This window comes from Kineococcus sp. R86509 (genome assembly GCF_042466365.1).
Lineage (GTDB): Bacteria > Actinomycetota > Actinomycetes > Actinomycetales > Kineococcaceae > Kineococcus.
This window is the reverse complement of sequence record NZ_JAXHCE010000001.1, coordinates 1,526,313-1,541,554: the sequence shown is the minus strand read 5'-3', so window position 1 is coordinate 1,541,554 and position 15,242 is coordinate 1,526,313. Positions and strand designations below refer to the sequence as shown.

General features: G+C 73.6%; 14 protein-coding genes. 6 read left to right on the top strand and 8 right to left on the bottom strand.

Annotated features, from left to right (window positions below; genetic code table 11):
• The first annotated feature begins 26 nt into the window (after nucleotides 1-26).
• Nucleotides 27-1,211, top strand: a complete 1,185-nt coding sequence (gene manA, locus SJY07_RS07320) for a mannose-6-phosphate isomerase, class I (protein ID WP_380158071.1) — start codon at nucleotides 27-29, stop codon at nucleotides 1,209-1,211.
• A 15-nt stretch (nucleotides 1,212-1,226) separates the two neighbouring features.
• Here manA and SJY07_RS07315 read toward each other — a convergent pair whose 3' ends face one another.
• Genes SJY07_RS07315 through SJY07_RS07305 form a run of 3 tightly spaced genes read right to left on the bottom strand, consistent with a single transcriptional unit; the run spans nucleotide 1,227 to nucleotide 4,057 of the window.
• Nucleotides 1,227-2,735, bottom strand: a complete 1,509-nt coding sequence (locus SJY07_RS07315; protein ID WP_328294909.1) for an SPFH domain-containing protein — start codon at nucleotides 2,733-2,735, stop codon at nucleotides 1,227-1,229.
• A 34-nt stretch (nucleotides 2,736-2,769) separates the two neighbouring features.
• Nucleotides 2,770-3,258 carry a hypothetical protein gene (locus SJY07_RS07310; RefSeq protein ID WP_328294910.1) on the bottom strand — a complete coding sequence of 163 codons (489 nt, stop codon included), beginning with the start codon at nucleotides 3,256-3,258 and terminating at the stop codon, nucleotides 2,770-2,772.
• Between the two features lie 43 nt (nucleotides 3,259-3,301).
• Nucleotides 3,302-4,057, bottom strand: a complete 756-nt coding sequence (locus SJY07_RS07305; RefSeq protein WP_380158068.1) for a TIGR03089 family protein — start codon at nucleotides 4,055-4,057, stop codon at nucleotides 3,302-3,304.
• A 56-nt stretch (nucleotides 4,058-4,113) separates the two neighbouring features.
• Between SJY07_RS07305 and SJY07_RS07300 the strand changes: the two genes are divergently transcribed.
• Nucleotides 4,114-6,195: a hypothetical protein gene (locus tag SJY07_RS07300; RefSeq protein WP_380158066.1), complete on the top strand. Its 2,082-nt coding sequence runs from the start codon at nucleotides 4,114-4,116 to the stop codon at nucleotides 6,193-6,195.
• Nucleotides 6,196-6,225: 30 nt separating this feature from the next.
• On the opposite strand, the gene SJY07_RS07295 is transcribed toward SJY07_RS07300, so the two are convergent.
• Nucleotides 6,226-6,975, bottom strand: a complete 750-nt coding sequence (locus tag SJY07_RS07295) for a class I SAM-dependent methyltransferase (RefSeq protein WP_380158064.1) — start codon at nucleotides 6,973-6,975, stop codon at nucleotides 6,226-6,228.
• Nucleotides 6,976-7,044: 69 nt separating this feature from the next.
• Here SJY07_RS07295 and SJY07_RS07290 point away from each other — a divergent pair, with 69 nt between their 5' ends.
• From SJY07_RS07290 to SJY07_RS07280, 3 genes are read left to right on the top strand one after another with little or no spacing between them, the layout of a single operon-like run.
• Nucleotides 7,045-7,974 carry a glycosyltransferase family 2 protein gene (locus SJY07_RS07290; protein WP_328294914.1) on the top strand — a complete coding sequence of 310 codons (930 nt, stop codon included), beginning with the start codon at nucleotides 7,045-7,047 and terminating at the stop codon, nucleotides 7,972-7,974.
• Nucleotides 7,971-9,965: a glycosyltransferase gene (locus SJY07_RS07285; protein ID WP_380158062.1), complete on the top strand. Its 1,995-nt coding sequence runs from the start codon at nucleotides 7,971-7,973 to the stop codon at nucleotides 9,963-9,965. The genes SJY07_RS07290 and SJY07_RS07285 overlap by 4 nt, the downstream gene beginning before the upstream one ends.
• A 1-nt stretch (nucleotide 9,966) precedes the next feature.
• A complete protein-coding gene (locus SJY07_RS07280) occupies nucleotides 9,967-10,938 on the top strand; it encodes a lysylphosphatidylglycerol synthase domain-containing protein (protein WP_380158060.1) in 972 nt (323 codons plus the stop codon).
• 129 nt (nucleotides 10,939-11,067) lie between these two features.
• On the opposite strand, the gene SJY07_RS07275 is transcribed toward SJY07_RS07280, so the two are convergent.
• The 3 genes from SJY07_RS07275 to SJY07_RS07265 all read right to left on the bottom strand — a co-directional run bounded on the left by SJY07_RS07275 (nucleotide 11,068) and on the right by SJY07_RS07265 (nucleotide 13,458).
• Nucleotides 11,068-11,574 carry a hypothetical protein gene (locus tag SJY07_RS07275; protein WP_380158058.1) on the bottom strand — a complete coding sequence of 169 codons (507 nt, stop codon included), beginning with the start codon at nucleotides 11,572-11,574 and terminating at the stop codon, nucleotides 11,068-11,070.
• Nucleotides 11,575-11,624: 50 nt separating this feature from the next.
• The gene (locus SJY07_RS07270) at nucleotides 11,625-13,031 is read right to left on the bottom strand and encodes a TonB-dependent receptor (RefSeq protein WP_380158056.1); all 1,407 of its coding nucleotides are present in this window, start codon (nucleotides 13,029-13,031) and stop codon (nucleotides 11,625-11,627) included.
• Nucleotides 13,032-13,179: 148 nt separating this feature from the next.
• Nucleotides 13,180-13,458, bottom strand: coding sequence for a GlsB/YeaQ/YmgE family stress response membrane protein (locus tag SJY07_RS07265; protein ID WP_328294920.1), 279 nt, complete (start codon nucleotides 13,456-13,458; stop codon nucleotides 13,180-13,182).
• A 166-nt stretch (nucleotides 13,459-13,624) separates the two neighbouring features.
• Between SJY07_RS07265 and SJY07_RS07260 the strand changes: the two genes are divergently transcribed.
• The gene (locus tag SJY07_RS07260; protein ID WP_380158054.1) at nucleotides 13,625-14,254 is read left to right on the top strand and encodes a DNA-binding response regulator; all 630 of its coding nucleotides are present in this window, start codon (nucleotides 13,625-13,627) and stop codon (nucleotides 14,252-14,254) included.
• 15 nt (nucleotides 14,255-14,269) lie between these two features.
• Here SJY07_RS07260 and SJY07_RS07255 read toward each other — a convergent pair whose 3' ends face one another.
• Nucleotides 14,270-15,211 (bottom strand): LysR substrate-binding domain-containing protein, encoded by a 942-nt coding sequence (locus tag SJY07_RS07255; protein WP_380158052.1) that lies wholly within the window; start codon nucleotides 15,209-15,211, stop codon nucleotides 14,270-14,272.
• Nucleotides 15,212-15,242 lie beyond the last annotated feature (31 nt).

Sequence of the window (15,242 nt, the reverse complement as noted above, 5' to 3'; positions counted from 1 at the left end):
CGCTGTCACCCCGTAGCCTCGGTGGTGTGCTGAGACTGACCAACACCGTTCAGCCCTACGCGTGGGGTTCGACGACGGCGATCCCCCGGTTCCTGGGGGTGGAGCCGGACGGCTCACCGCAGGCGGAGGTGTGGATCGGCGCGCACCCCTCCGCACCCTCCGACGCGGAGGGGGTGGCCCTCGACGAGCGGATCGCGGCGTCCCCCGAGGAGTTCCTCGGCGCCGCCGCGGGTGACGGGGCGACGCTGGGGTACCTGCTGAAGGTCCTCGCCGCGGGGGCGCCGTTGTCGTTGCAGGCGCACCCCGACCGCGCGACGGCGGCCCGCCGCTACGCGGAGGAGGAGGCGGCGGGGGTCCCGCGCGACGCCCCGCACCGCCTCTACAAGGACACCGAGCACAAACCCGAACTGCTGTACGCGCTGGAACCCTTCGCGGCGATGGCGGGGTTCCGCTCGCCCGCGGCCGCCCGCGAGCTGCTGGCCGGGCTGGAACTGCCCGCGCTGCCCGGTGACGCGCAGGACCTGTTCGAGGCGCTGCTCGCGGCGTTGCGGGGTGCGGACGCGCTGCGGGAGGCGACGCGGTTGCTGCTGACCGCGGACGCCGCGGTCGTGGGACCGCTCGTCGAGGCCGTGGCCGGGGCCTGCACGGACTCCGAGGACCCCTCCGCCCGCTGCGTGGTGGAACTCGCCGGGCACTACCCGGGCGACGCCGGGGTCCTGGTGTCGGTGCTGCTCAACCAGGTGCGCCTGGTCGCCGGCGAGGCGCTGTACCTCCCGGCCGGCAACGTCCACGCCTACCTGGAGGGGACCGGGGTGGAACTCATGGCGAGTTCCGACAACGTCCTGCGCGGTGGCCTGACCCCCAAGCACGTCGACGTGCCCGAACTCCTCGCCGTCCTGGACTTCCGGGAGCTCCCGCCGCCGCTGCTGGCCCCGCGGGTGCTGTCGCCGGACGAGGTGGTGTTCGCGCCCGACGACGTCGACGACTTCGCCCTGACGGTGCTGACGGTGCGTTCCGAGACCCGGTGGGAGCGCCCGGTCCCGCGCGAGGTGCTGTGCCTGGAGGGGACGGTCGTGCTGAGTTCCTCGGCGGGGTCGGTGGAACTCACGCGGGGCCGGGCGGTGTTCGTGACCGCCGCCGAGCACCCGTTGACGATCTCCGGTTCCGGCCGGGTCGCCGCCGCCGGTCCGGGAGGTGCGGACCTCCCCTGACCGGCGGCGGGCGGGTCACTCGGGGGCGACGGTCGTGGCCGTGGCCTGCTGGGCGGGGGTGAGGTTGCTCAGCAGGGCCTGCACGTCCAGACCGGTCGTGCGCTTCACGATCTCGAGGGTCTCGGTGAGGTTCGTGCCGACCTGGCGGGAGAGCTGCGAGGCGCCGTCGGTGGAGATGACCGTGAGGTCCTTGATGGCCGCCATCGGCGCGGCGAGCTCGTGCGCGACGCGCGGCAGGACGTCGACGACCATCTGCGCGACAGCGGCTTCGCCGTAGCGTTCGAAGGCCTCGGCGCGCAGCTGCATGGTCTCGGCCTCCGCCTCACCGCGGGCGCGGATGGCGGCGGCCTCGGCCTCACCCTCGAGCTTCGTCGCCGTGGCCAGCGCGGTGCGCCGGTCGAGTTCGGCCTGCCCCGCGAGGCGGACCCGCTGGGCGTCGGCCTCGGCGGCGAGTTTGATCCGGTTGCTCTCCGCCGTGGCGGAGAGTTCCACGCGGCGCGCGTCGGCCTCGGCGTTGGCGATGTCGGAGGCCTTCTTCGCCTCGGCCTCGAAGATCTCGGAGTTCCTGCGGGCCTGCGCCTGCTGCTCGGCGTCGTAGCGACGTGCGTCGGCGGGTTTGCGGACCTCGGTGTCGAGCTGGCGTTCGGTCAGCGCGGCCTGGCGTTCGGCGACGCGTTCCTGCTCGAGCAGGACCTCCTGGTCGCGGGCGGCCTTGGCCAGGACCCCGGCCGCGGCGGCCCGGGCCTGGGCGGTGTCGGTCTCGGCCTTGAACTCCGCCTGGCGCAGCGAGAGGTCGCGCTGGGAACCGGAGATCTTCTCCTGCGCCCGGGCTTCGGCCTGCTGGGACTCCTGCTGGGAGTTCGCCTCGGCGATCGCCGCGTTCTGCGTCGCGATGGCCGCCTCGGGCCGGCCGAGGTCGCGCAGGTAGTTCACGTCGTCGGTGACGTCCTGGATCTGGAACGTGTCCAGCACGAGGCCCTGGTTGGTGAGCGAGGTCTCGGCCTCCTCCGCGACGCGGGAGGCGAAGGCGGCGCGGTCACGGATGATCTCGTCGACGGTCAGGGTGCCGACGATGGAGCGCAGCGAACCGGCCAGCACCTCCTGGGTGAAGGACTCGATCTCGTCCTGCTGGTGCAGGAAGCGTTGCGCCGCAGCGCGGACGGAGTCCTCGGTGCCACCGACCTTGATGATGGCGACGCCGTCGAGGTTCAGCCGGATGCCCTTGGCGGAGACCGCGCCGCGGATCTGCACCGAGATGCGGCGCGAGGCCAGCGAGAGCGAGTAGGCCTGCTGCACGAACGGCAGCACGAAGATGCCGCCGCCCATGACGACCTTCTGGCCGGAGAGGTCCGTCGAGACCTTCCCCGTCTCGGGGTTGGTGACGGGTTTGCCCTTCTGGCCGACGACGACGAACGCCTCGCTCGGCCCGGCGATGCGGTAGCGGCGGACGATGGCGACCGCGAGCAGCAGCACGACGACGACGGCGGCTGCGACCAGGATCACGGATGGGGTCAGGAACGTCACGGGAGGTCCTCTCGTGGCTGGGTGGGTGGTGGGTTCACTCGAGGGGTTTCACCCGGACGGCGGTCGCGGAGACCTCGGCGACGACCTCGACGGCCGTGCCGCGGACGAGGGCGACGTCGCTGACCGCGGTGCGCTTCACCGTCGTGCCGTGCAGCTTGAGGTTCACCTCGCCGTAGGAACCGGGGGTGTTCGCGGGGGTCGTCACGTACCCCTGGGTCCCGACGATGCTGCGGTGGGTCTCGGGTTCCTCGCGGCGCAGCGTGCGCACGAGAACCCCCACCCCGACCATGGTGACGATCCCGGCGGCCGCGCCGAAACCGGTCGCCTGCAGCGTGTTCCAGCCGAACGACGTGGTGGCCAGGGTCGCGCCGAGCCCGAACAGGGCGACGCCGCCGGTGAGGGACGTGAGGGACAGGAACCCGCCCGCGATGTCCAGGTCGAGGGCTTCGAAGAGACCGTCGAACACGAACGAGAGCACGCACAGTCCGAAGCCCACGACGGCGAGCACCACGAACACGGTCACCGGTGATCACCCCTGATCGACACCCTACCGGCCCGGCGGGACGCTACGACCGGGCGAGGGTGACGGTGCTCAGTTCCGCCGCGGTCACGGTCTCGGGCAGGGTCCCCAGGTCGGGGGTCACCACGAGCGAGCCGGTGCGGGCCCACGCGGCCAGCGGCCCGGCGACGACGTCGGCGGGGCCGACGTCGGTGAGCAGGCGCACCCCGAGCGGCCAACCGTCACCGGCCTCCGCGGCGCGGGCCAGCAGGGCGGGGTGGGTCAGGGTGCCACCGTCGGCGGTCTCCAGGGCCGGGTCCTCCGGGCCGGGTTCCAGCAGGGGGGAGTAGGTGTCGCCGTAGCCGGTGATCACCCGGGAGTAGTCCAGGACGCCGTCCGGGACGGGGGCGCCGAAGTTCGTCGCCAACGGGGCCAGCGAGACGGCGATGCGCTCGACGGAGGCGTTGCGCGCCACCGCCTGGACCAGGGTGTCCGCGTCGGCGGAGACGAGCACGTCGGCGGGCCGGCCGGCGCCGAGGCGGACGACGGCCCCCGTGGACCACACGGCCAGCTGGAAGACCAGGGTGCGCCAGTGCGTCGGCAGGTCGAGCGCCACGACGGAACCGGGGCCGACCTCGAACTCCTCCTCGAGCAGGTTCGCCGTCTTGGCGACCCACGTCGAGAGGACCCGCGCGGAGAGTTCGACGCGTTCACCGGTCCGCACGTAGTGCTCGCCGTAGAACGTCAGGCGCGGGGCCGTCGGGTCGTCGTCCATGAGCCGGCGCAGCAGCGCGGGGATCGACCGGGAGGAACCAGGGGGCACGCGGTCACCTTAGGCGTGCCGGGACGGGGGCCTCCGCGACGGTAGGTTCTCGCGGCGTGAGCACCCCTGCGCCGACGACCGCCGACACCACCGCGGGGATCGTGCTGACCCGGGTACCGGTCGTCCTCGCCGCCGCCGTCGCGGCCGTCACCGCGTTCGCCGTCCCGCTGGTGCTGCTGGACCTGTGGACCCCGCCCGTCGCCGTGCCCGTCAGCGTCGTCGTCGCCGTCCTCGCGGGCCGGCTCGCGTGGGGGGTCCCCGTCGTCGCCGCGGGGTGGTGGTCGGCCGGCGGTTCGCTGGCGATCGCCCTCGGCGCCGGCGTCTGGGCCGCGCTGACGCACGCCTCGCACGTCGTGCTGCGCCGCGACGCGGGGTCCGTGGCGCTCTACGCCCACCAGCTCGCCACCCACCACGGCCTGCCCGTCGACCCCTCGCTGGCGGCGCTCGGGGGTGCGGCCGCGCTCGCCGACCCGAACTTCTCGATCGCCTCCCCGGCCTTCTACGAGGTCGGCGACCACGTCGTCCCGCAGTTCCTGCTGGGGGCGCCGGCGCTGTACTCGCTGGGGGAGTGGGCGGCCGGCTGGACGGGTCTGCTCGTCGTCCCCGCCGTCCTCGGGGCCTTCGGCGTCCTGGCCGTCGCCGGGTTCACCGCCCGTCTCGCCGGGGCCCGCTGGGCCCCCCTGGCCGCGGGAACCTTCGCGCTGGCGCAGCCCGTCCTGCACGCGAACCGCTCCACCTACTCCGAACCGCCCGCGCTGCTCGTCCTGGTCGGCGCCGCGTCGCTGCTCGTCGCGCTGGTCCCCGCGACCGGACGCACGGCGGCCCGCCTCGGCGGCGGGGCCGGGTTGCTGTTCGGGGCGTGCGGTTTCGTCCGCATCGACTTCCTGCGCGAGATCGCGGTGCTCGCCCCGGTGGTCGCGGTCCTGCTCGTGGTGCGCCACCCCGGGGCGCGGGCGCTGCTCGCGGGGACGACGCTGACCTCGGTGCTCGCCGTGGCCGCCGCGCTGCTGACGTCGCGGCCCTACCTCGCCACCATCGCGGGGTCGCTGCTGCCGCTCGTCGCGGGTCTGGTCCTGCTCGCGCTCGCCTGCGCGGTGCTCGCCCACCTCGCCCGCACCGGCCGGCTCGCGCAGCAGCGCTGGCTGACCAGCCCCCGACTCCCGGACGTCCTCGCCGGGCTCCTCGCGCTCGTCCTGCTGGTGCTGGCCAGCCGCCCGTTCTGGCTCGTCGTGCGCCAGGACCCGGAGGACTCCGGCAGCAAGCTCGTGGCGGCGCTCCAACTGGCGCAGGGACTCACGGTCGACGGCGGGCGCACCTACGCCGAGCACTCGGTCGACTGGATCGCCTGGTACCTCGGCTGGCCCGCCGTCGTGCTCGCCGGTGCGGCGGCCGTCGTGGCGCTGCCCCGGCTGGTGCGCGGGATCCAGGGCGTCAGCCCGCTGCCGTCGTGGACGGCGCCCTACGTCGTGGCCATGGGGTCGACGCTGCTCACCCTCTACCGCCCGGGCATCACCCCCGACCACCCGTGGGCCGACCGGCGCTTCGTCGTCGTCGTGCTGCCGGCGGTCGTGGTGCTCGCCGTGCTCGCGGCCCGCTGGGTGGTCGAGCGCTACGCCCACCAGCGCCTCACCGGGCTGCGGGTCGCGATCGCCGTGGTCCTGCTCGTCGTCCCCGCGGCGCTCGCGACCGCGCCGGTCGCCGGCCAGCGCACCGAGGCGGGTGAACCGCAGGCCGTCGCGCGGGCCTGCGCCTCCTTCGGGCCGAACGACGTGGCGCTCGCCGTGGACCCGCGCTCGCGCAACGAGTGGCCGCAGGTCCTGCGCGGGACCTGCGACGTGCCCAGCGCCTCGCTCGTCGTGCCCACCGCGTCCGGGCGGGCCGGGACGGCGGAGTACTGGACGACGCTGCGCGCGGCCGTCGACCGTGCGGCGCAACGCGTCCGGGCCGCCGGCGGGAACCCCGTCCTCGTCGCGGCCGGGGGCGACACGGATCCCGTCGAGGTCCTGCAGAAGCTCGGGGTGACCTCGCCGCGCCTCGTGACCCACCGCCGCACCATCGAGGACGAACGGGTGCTGGAGGAACGTCCCGACGGCGCCCAGAGCATCGACGTCCGGCTGGTCACGGGCGACGCCCCCTGACCCGTGACCTGGTGACCCGGCGCCGGGTCCTCAGGGGCGGCGGGCGCGGGAGCAGCGGGTGACGTACTCCAGGGCGAGGGTGCCGGTCTCCTCGAGGTGGGCCTGCGCCTGGGCGCGCACGTCCTCCAGCACGCGGTCGCGGTGCGTCTCGTCGAGGGCGATGACCCAGCTGCGGGAGCGGGTGAGGTCCAGCAGCGACTCCACGGTCACCGGGTCCGACCAGCGCACGTCGTAGCGCTCGACCGGGCCGAAGGGGGCGGCGACGCGGGGCGCGAGGCTGCCGAGCTGCTCCTCGCCCGGGCCGGGCAGCAGCCGGTCCAGCTGCGCGATCCACTCGACGCCGGCGTCGCGGACGTTCCAGAGCAGCCCGAGCCGCCCGCCCGGGCGCAGCACCCGGGCGACCTCGGGGGAGGCGGTGTCGGGGTCGACCCAGTGCCAGGCCTGGGCCATCAGGACGGCGTCGACGCTGGCGTCGGGCAGCGGGATCGCCTCACCGGTGCCGTCGAGCAGCTCGACGTCGGGCAGCACCCGGGCGAACTGCCCACGCATCCCCGGGGTCGGCTCGACCGCGACGACCTCGAGGCCGCGGGCGACCAGCGAGCGGGTCAGCTTGCCCGTCCCGGCCCCCAGGTCGAGCACCCTGCGTGCACCGGGTGGCAACAGCCAGTCGAGGGCTTCGTCCGGGTAGCTCGGCCGGGACCGTTCGTAGGCCTCGGCGACCGCACCGAACGACGTCGCCCGGTCGGTCGCGGGTCCGTGCTGCGTCCTGCGCCCGGTCATGGCGCCATCGTGCCGCGCGGCCCGTGGATCCCCGGCATCGGGTCCACCCGTAGGTAAGCTCTGCCCGCCATGCCTGTCGACGACACCCCTCCCGCCGCGGTGACCGCCCCCGCGCCCACCGCCACCATCGTGCTGCCCTGCTACAACGAGGAGGCGCACGTCCTGCTGGAGATCCAGCGGATCACGAAGGTGATGGACGACGACGGCATGCCGTACGAGCTGCTGGCGGTCGACGACTGCTCCACCGACGACACCCTGAAGGTCCTGCGCTCGGTCGAGGCCGACTACCCGAACCTGCGCGTCGTCGCCTTCCGCCGCAACGGCGGGTCCGGCACCGTGCGCCGGATCGGGACGCAGATGGCCCGGGGCGAGATCGTCGTCTGGACCGACGCGGACATGTCCTACGAGAACGAGCGCATCCCCGAACTCGTGCGGATCCTGCTCGAGGACGACTCCTACGACCAGGTCGTCGGGGCGCGCACGACGGAGGAGGGGTCGCACAAGGCGTTGCGCGTGCCCGCCAAGTTCGTCATCCGCAAGGTCGCCGAGGTGCTCGCCCGCGAACGGATCCCGGACCTGAACTCGGGTCTGCGCGCGTTCCGCCGCGAGGTGTCGCTGCCCTACCTGCGACTGCTGCCGGCCGGGTTCTCCTGCGTCACGACGATCACGCTGTCGTTCCTGTGCAACCAGCACGACATCAAGTTCGTGCCGACGACCTACGCCAAGCGCGCCGGGACCTCGAAGTTCCACTTCACCAAGGACGCCTACCGCTACATCCTCCAGGTGCTGCGGATGATCATGTACTTCGAGCCCCTGCGGGTGCTCATGCCGCTGGCGCTGTTCCTCTTCGGCCTCGGGTTCGTCAAGGGGGTCACCGACATGTTCCGGCACCTCTTCTACTTCCCCGCGAACACCGTGCTGCTGCTGGTGTCCGGGTTGCTCATCGGGGCGGTCGCGCTGCTCGCCGACCTCGTCGTGCGTTCGAGGGACAGCGCGTGAGCGCCACCGAGTCCCGCAAGGTCGTCGTCGTGGGGCCCGCCCACCCCGCCAAGGGCGGCACGGCCGTCCACACCACCGAGCTCGCGCGCCACCTCGCCGCCGACCCCGGTTCCGAGGTCAAGCTCGTCTCCTGGGCGCGGCAGTACCCGGCGGCGCTCTACCCGGGTGAGCTGCGCGTGCCGGGCGGCCTGCCCGAGGTCCCCGAGTTCCACCCGACGATCCGGCCGCTGGCCTGGAACTCGCCGGCGTCCTGGGTCCGCACCGGCCGGCGCATCGCCGACGCCGACGTCGTCGTCCTGACCCACGTCGTCCCGCTGCAGGTCCCGGCGCTGCTCGGTGTCCTCGCGGGGATGCGCACCGCCCGTTCGCAGGCGCGGACCGTCGTCGTCGCGCACAACGTCCTGCCGCACGAAGCCCGCCCGGGGGACGCCCTGCTCGTCGGACGCCTCTTCGCCGCCGTCGACGGGGTCGTCGTGCACTCCGAGGAGCAGGCCACCCTCGCCCACGCCCACGGCGCCCGCCGGGTCGTCGTCGCCGACCTGCCCCCGCACCTGCCCGGTGGCCCCAGGGTCGACGCGCCCGCCGGCTCGCGGGTCCCGCGCGACGGGGGCGTCCGTCTGCTGAGCCTCGGGGTCGTCCGCGACTACAAGGGCGTCGACCTGCTGCTCGAGGCCCTGCGCGAGGTCCACCAGCGCGGGGTCGACGCCCGCCTCACCATCGCCGGGGAACTCTGGGGTGACGCCGGTCGCCGCGTCCGCGAACTGGCGGCCGCGCCCGGGCTGCGCGGTCACGTGGAACTGCGCGAGGGCTACGTCCCCGCGGGGGAGCTCCCGGACCTGATGGCCGCCCACGACGCCGTCGTCCTGCCCTACCGCTCGGCGACGGCCTCGCAGAACGCCGTCCTCGCCTTCGCCCACGGCCTGCCCGTGCTCGCGACCCGCGTCGGGTCCTTCCCCGCGCAGGTCCGCGACGGCGTCGACGGGATCCTCGTCGAACCCGGCAGCGTCGACGCCCTCGTCGCCGGGGTGCTGAGCCTCGCGGGCGGCGGGCTGGAGCGCCTGCGCGACGGGGTCGAAGCCCCGGACCTCGACGAACCCTGGGACCGCTACCTCGGCGCCCTCGAGCAGGCCGCGGAGGGCGGGACGGCCGCCGCCCCGCCGGGCGGTCGGCTGCTGGCCGTCGCCAAGCGCGGTGCGGAGCACGCCCTCTGGACCCGGGTCGGGGTCCAGCGTCGCGTCGGCGAGCGCCTCGCCGCCCGTCGGCTCGGGGCCGCGCCCGCGGCCCGCCCGGTGCCGAGCGGGGTGCCGCGCACCGGTGTCCTGCACGACGCCGACGAGGTCGCCGACGCCGTCGCGCAGACGAAGCAGCTGCGTCTGCCCGCCCACCCTGACGCCCCCAAGAACTGGGACGCCCTCGGGGCGGTGGCCGCCGTCCTCACCCTGGCCGACGACGGGTCCCGCACCGCCCGCGTCCTCGACGCCGGTTCCGCCCGCTACTCACCCGTCCTGCCCTGGCTGCGCCTCTACGGCCTCGGGGCCGAGCGCGGCGCGCTGGCCGGCATCAACCTCGAGTTCGGCGCGACCGTGCACCGCGACGGCGTCGAGTTCCGCCGCGGCGACGTCACCGACACCGGCCTCGCCGACGCCTCGCTGGACGCCGTGACCTGCATGTCGGTCATCGAGCACGGGGTGCCCATCACCCCCTTCCTCGCCGAGACCGCGCGCATCCTGCGGCCCGGGGGTGTGCTGGCGCTCTCCACCGACTACGACCAGGACCCGCCGGACACCACCGGCATCGAGGCCTACGGCGCGCAGGTGAAGATCTTCGGCCCCGCCGACCTCCGCGCCCTGGTCACGACGGCGAAGCAGCTCGGACTCGAACTCGTCGGGGAGCTCACCGACGACGTCCTGGCCCACCCGGCGCGACCGGTGCACTGGACGCGGACCGGCCTGGACTACACGTTCGTGCTGCTGACCTTCGTCCGGCACTGAGGTGCTGAACCGCCTGCTCGGGGTGCTGCGCTCGCCCGTCCTGCGGGTGGGTTTCCTCGCCCTCGCGCTGGTCCTCGCGGTCGGCTACGTCTGGCGCGACCGGTCCGCGATCGCCGACGCGTGGTCGCGCCTCGACGCGGGCTCCGTCGTGCTGGCCGGTGTCCTCTCCCTCGCGAACGTCGCGCTGTCCGGGGCGTCGTGGCGCGCCGTCCTCGGTGACCTCGGCTCCCGCCTGCCCTGGCGCGCCGCGGCCCGGGTGTTCTTCGTCGGCCAGCTCGGCCGCTACATCCCCGGGACCGTGTTCCAGTTCGTCGCCCAGGCCGAACTCGCCCGCGACCACGGGGTCCCGCGGCGCCGCACCGGGTCCGCCCTCGCGGTGGCCCTGCTGGTGTCCATGACCACGGCGTCGCTGCTCGTCGCCGGGGTGCTTCCGATCGCTTTGCAGGGCAGGGACATCCGCGGCTGGGAGTGGACCGGCTGGTTGCGCTGGCTCACCCCGCTGCTGCTGGTCCTGCTCGTGCCCCGCGTCATCAACCCGCTGCTGACGTTCCTGCTGCGGATCGCCCGCCAGGACCCCCTCGAGCACCCCGTCACCTGGCGCGGACTGCTGTCTTCGGCCGCGTGGGCGATGGCGTCCTGGGTCGCCGTCGGGTTGCAGGTGTTCGTGCTGTCCCAGGCCGTGGGGGTGGCCTGGCCGACGGGGTCGGCGCTGGCGCTCGCGATCGGTGGCTACGCGCTGGCCTGGATCGTGGGTTTCCTGGTCGTCCTGGCCCCGGCGGGTGCGGGGGCGCGGGAACTCGTCCTCGGTGCGGTCGTCGCGCTGGCCACGGGGTCGGGGGCCGCGACGGTCGTCGTGCTGGGGTCCCGCGTGCTGCTGACGCTGGCCGACCTGCTGCTCGCCTTCGGGGCCTTGGCCGGGCACCGGTTCAGCGCCGCCGGGCGGTCCCGGACCCCCGGGTCTGCGGAGGACTGAGCACCCACCGGGACAGGTCCACCGGATCCGCAGGACGTAGCGGACCGTGCCCGCCGGCCCGGGCGTAGGCGGCCTCGAACTCGGCGGTCTGCTCCGCGGGGACCACGTAGCGGAGGTACTCGACGACGCTCACGCCGGGCCGGCCGCGCGGGCGCGTTCGACGTTCACGAGCGCGTCGCGCAGCTGCTCGATCCAGTCCTGCTGGTGCTGCCCCACGAGCCGGACGCACCAGGCCAGCGCCTCCGAGCGGGTGCGGGCGACCCCGGCGTCGACGAGGGTGTCGAGGACCTGGCGCTGGGGTTGACGCAGCCTGGTCATGACCGGGGTGGCGAGGGTGGTGAAGAGTTCCTGCGTCTCGCCGCAGTCCGCGCCCCAGGCGACCTTGCGCCCGAACAGCACCTCGGCCTCGTCGGCGATCTTCATGCGGACACCCCGGGTGTCCTCGCGGAACCGGGTGATCCGGCCGGCCTCCGCGCGGCGCTCGGCGGCCGCCCCGCCCTCGGGGGTGTCAGGGCGGGGCAGCACACCGGTGACCACGATCTCCTCGCGGTCGAGGGAGACCGTGGGGGCGGTCTCGAACCAGTCGTCGGGCAGGCGGCCGGAGAACCAGGCCGTCACGTCAGCGTCATCGCTCATGCATTGATTACACGATTACGCCGTTGCAGAGTCAAGGCCTCCGGGCCGGGTCAGTCGCTCTTCCGCTTGTAGCCGAAGAAGTTCCGCTTGATGATCATCGACGCGACCTCCTCGGGGACCATGGACTCCCAGCTGTCGTCCCCGGCCCCGATGCGCCGCAGCACGTCGCGGCTCAGGATCGGCAGGTACTCCGGCTTGTAGTTGTCCAGGTGCACGAAGCTGCCGCGGCGGGCGAGGAAGTCGAAGAGCGGTTGGAGGTCGTCCGCGACCTGGAGGTCCTCCACGGTCCGCGTCTCGCCGGTCTCCTGGTCCTGCATCGGGTAGACGAAGAGCTTGAGGTCGTTCTTGAACAGGCGCCCGAAGCTCTCCAGGATCCCGCCCTGCATGTGGGCGTGGTTGCTCTCGTCGAAGAGGTTCACCAGGCTCGGGACGCCCATGACGATGCCGATGCGCTCGCTGGTGCGGCGCTGGAGGTACTCGGCGAGGCGGTTGTACTCGTAGTAGTCCGAGATGACCGTCGTCATGCCGCACGCCCCGAGGAGGTCGGCCCGGGCCAGGAAGTCCCGCCGGTCGACCTTGTCGCCGGCGGCCCGCAGGTTGCGCATCGTCAGCTCGGCGAGGGCGAGGACCGGAGCACCCTCGGCGTCCTGCTCCGCGAACTTCTGCTCGGCCGAGGCGAGCATGTCGATGTTGACGACCGTCGGGGGGCGGAAGCTGCCGCGCTCGACGAGGACCGCGTGCTTGCGCAGCACCTCCGAGGGCTGCAGCACCTCCCCGTCGGGACCGAACATCGCCACGCCGGACAGACCGAGCTGCACCAGCTGCAGCGCCATCACCCGGTTGTCCACGTGGCGGAACTCGATGCCGCGGAACTGGATCACGTCGATCTCGATGCGCCCGGTCGACAGCTTGTCCAGCAGGCTCGCCACCACCTGCTCGGGCTCGTGGCGCTCGAAGAACGCCGCGTGCAGCAGGTTGACGCCGACGATGCCCAGCGCCTCCTGCTGCAGCCCCGCGTCGTCGTCGAGCATCCGCACGTGCAGCACGATCTGGCTGGGCTCGTCGTTGGGGTGGGCCTGGAAGCGGACCCCCATCCACCCGTGGCACTCGTTGCCGCCCCGGTAGCTGCGGGCCACCACGGTGTCGGCGAAGGCGAAGAAGCAGGTGTCGTCACCGCGCGCCTCGGTGAGGCGTTCGACGTTGAGCGACAGCTCGTGCTGCAGCATCGCCTGCAACCGGCCCAGCGAGACGTAGCGGTCCGACTTGCCGTAGACGGCGTCGCTGACGGCCATGTCGTAGGCCGACATCGACTTCGCCACCGTCCCGGCCGCACCTCCGGCGCGGAAGAACCAGCGCGCGACCTCCTGCCCGGCTCCGATCTCGGCGATGGTCCCGTACCACCGCGGGTCCAGGTTGACCCGTAGAGCCTTCTGAAGCGTGTCGGCTGCGATCTCCATGCGGCGTTCCTCCGAATCGCGGCGTCGTCCGTGAACCCATCCTGCTGGTCCAGGTCACAGCGTGTCACCTCGTGGCCCGCCGGGGTGAGTAGACGGCGAAGTCGGCGGACAGCGAGGTCAGCGCCGGCGAGGTCAGTGGACGGCGAGGTCAGTGGACGGCGCGGCGACCCCGCGCTCCCACGATCAGCAGCACGATGATCGAACCGATGACCGCGCCGATGATGCCGGCGGGCTGCAGGAAGCCGTCGGAGGCGTCCTTGTGGAAGATGAGGAAGCCGAGGAAACCGCCGACGAACGAGCCGACGATGCCCAGCAGGATCGTCATGCCGACCGACATCGACTGGCGGCCGGGCACGATCAGGCGGGCGAGGGCGCCGGCGATGAGGCCGACGACGATGACGGTGACGACGGTGCCGATGAGGCCCATGTGAATCTCCTGGTGGTGAGCGCGGCCGGACCGCGCGGTGGTCGGGCCCGGGGTCGGGCCGTGTGCCCACTCGACCACCTGGCGGGAGGGGCTGGTACACCCCTAGGGGTGGTAGCTTCGCCGCATCGACACCCTGACGCGGACCCGCCCGATCACCGTCGCCCTCGTGGACGACTACGACGTCGTCCTCGTGGGACTGGCGCACCTCTTCGACGCCTACCGCGACCGCGTGCTGGTGGCGGAGATCGACGCCAACGCGGCCCTGCACGACGACGTCGACGTCGTGCTCTACGACTCCTTCGCCCAGCCGGAGTCGGACGCGACCGAGGTGGCGGCCCTGGTGCGCAACCCGCGCGTGCGCCGCGTCGTGGTCTACACCTGGAACTTCCAGCCCGAACTGGTGGAGACGGCCCGTTCCCTCGGCGTGCACGGCTACCTCTCGAAGACGCTGCCCGCCCGCGACCTCGTCGCGGCCATCGAGGCCGTGCACGCCGGTGAGCGGGTGTTCAGCACCCCACCCCGACGCGCCGCCAGTGCCCTCGGGCTCGACTGGCCGGGCCGCACCGAGGGGATCACCGACCGGGAGTCCGAGATCCTCGCCCTCATCACCCAGGGCAAGAACAACGCCGACATCGCCACGCTCACCTACCTGAGCCCGAACACCGTCAAGTCCTACATCCGCTCGATCTACCGGAAGATCGACGCGCAGAGCCGCACGCAGGCGGTGCTCTGGGGCGTCGCGCACGGCTTCGCGCCCGACCACCGCCGCATCGACCACTGGCTGGGGGGACCCTAGGTCGCCACCCCGTGATCAGGGGGTGGCGTCGGGGCGTTCGGCGGCGACGCGCCGGAGTTCCTCCAGGACGGCAGCGGTGGGGGCGTCGGTGCCGCGCCCGGCCCGGGTGGCGGCGTAGATCGATCGGGCGGGGCTGGGACCGGCCAGGGGGATCACGCGCAACCCGCTGGGACGCAACGGGTGCGCCATCCGCGGGACGAGGGCGGCCCCGGCCCCGGCGGCGACGAGGGCCGCGAGGGCGTCGTACTCCAGGGTGTGGTGGCGCACGTCGGGGGCGAACCCCGCGGCGGCGCAGGCGGCGACGGTGATCTGCGTGCAGGCGTCGTCGCTCGCCGCGGCGATCCACTCCTCGTCGGCCAGTTCCCGCAGGGCGAGCGCGTCGCGCCCGGCCAGCGGGTGCTCGGCCGGCAGCAGGACGTCGAGGACGTCGGTGAGCAGGTCGACCCGGTCGTAGCGGGCGTCGTCGCGGCGCGGCCCGCCCGGGTGGTCGACCGCGACGACGACGTCGAGGTCCCCGGCGTCCAGACCCGCGACGGCGGCGACGGCGTCCCGTTCGCGCACCAGCAGCCGCAACCCCGGACGGTCGTGGCGCAGCCGCCGCATGGCCGGGCCGACCAGCGCCGCGATGGTGCTGGCGAGCGAACCGATCCGGACCTCGCCGACCGTCCCGGCGTCGAAGGCCACCAGATCGGCGCGGGCCTTCTCCAGCTGCGCGGACACGGCGTCGGCGTGGGTGAGGAGCACCCGGGCCTGACCCGTGAGCCGCACCCCGCGCCCCACCCGTTCCAGCAGCGGGACGTCGAGTTCCCGGGCCAGACCCGCGAGCTGCTGGGAGACCGCCGACGGCGTGAGGTGCAGGGCGGCGGCCGTCGCGGCCACCGTCCCGCGGCGCTCGACCTCGCGGAGCAGGCGCAGCCGGCGGAGATCAATCGTGAAGTTCTCACTGTCGAGACTCATGAGGAAACTCTAGCTGGACTGAATGGTCGTG

Coding starts and splice junctions, on each gene's coding strand:
- SJY07_RS07295 (WP_380158064.1), bottom strand. CDS start 6,975: ATGACCGGGCGCAGGACGCAGCACGGACCCGCGACCGACCGGGCGACG.
- SJY07_RS07290 (WP_328294914.1), top strand. CDS start 7,045: ATGCCTGTCGACGACACCCCTCCCGCCGCGGTGACCGCCCCCGCGCCC.
- SJY07_RS07275 (WP_380158058.1), bottom strand. CDS start 11,574: ATGAGCGATGACGCTGACGTGACGGCCTGGTTCTCCGGCCGCCTGCCC.
- SJY07_RS07270 (WP_380158056.1), bottom strand. CDS start 13,031: ATGGAGATCGCAGCCGACACGCTTCAGAAGGCTCTACGGGTCAACCTG.
- SJY07_RS07265 (WP_328294920.1), bottom strand. CDS start 13,458: ATGGGCCTCATCGGCACCGTCGTCACCGTCATCGTCGTCGGCCTCATC.
- SJY07_RS07255 (WP_380158052.1), bottom strand. CDS start 15,211: ATGAGTCTCGACAGTGAGAACTTCACGATTGATCTCCGCCGGCTGCGC.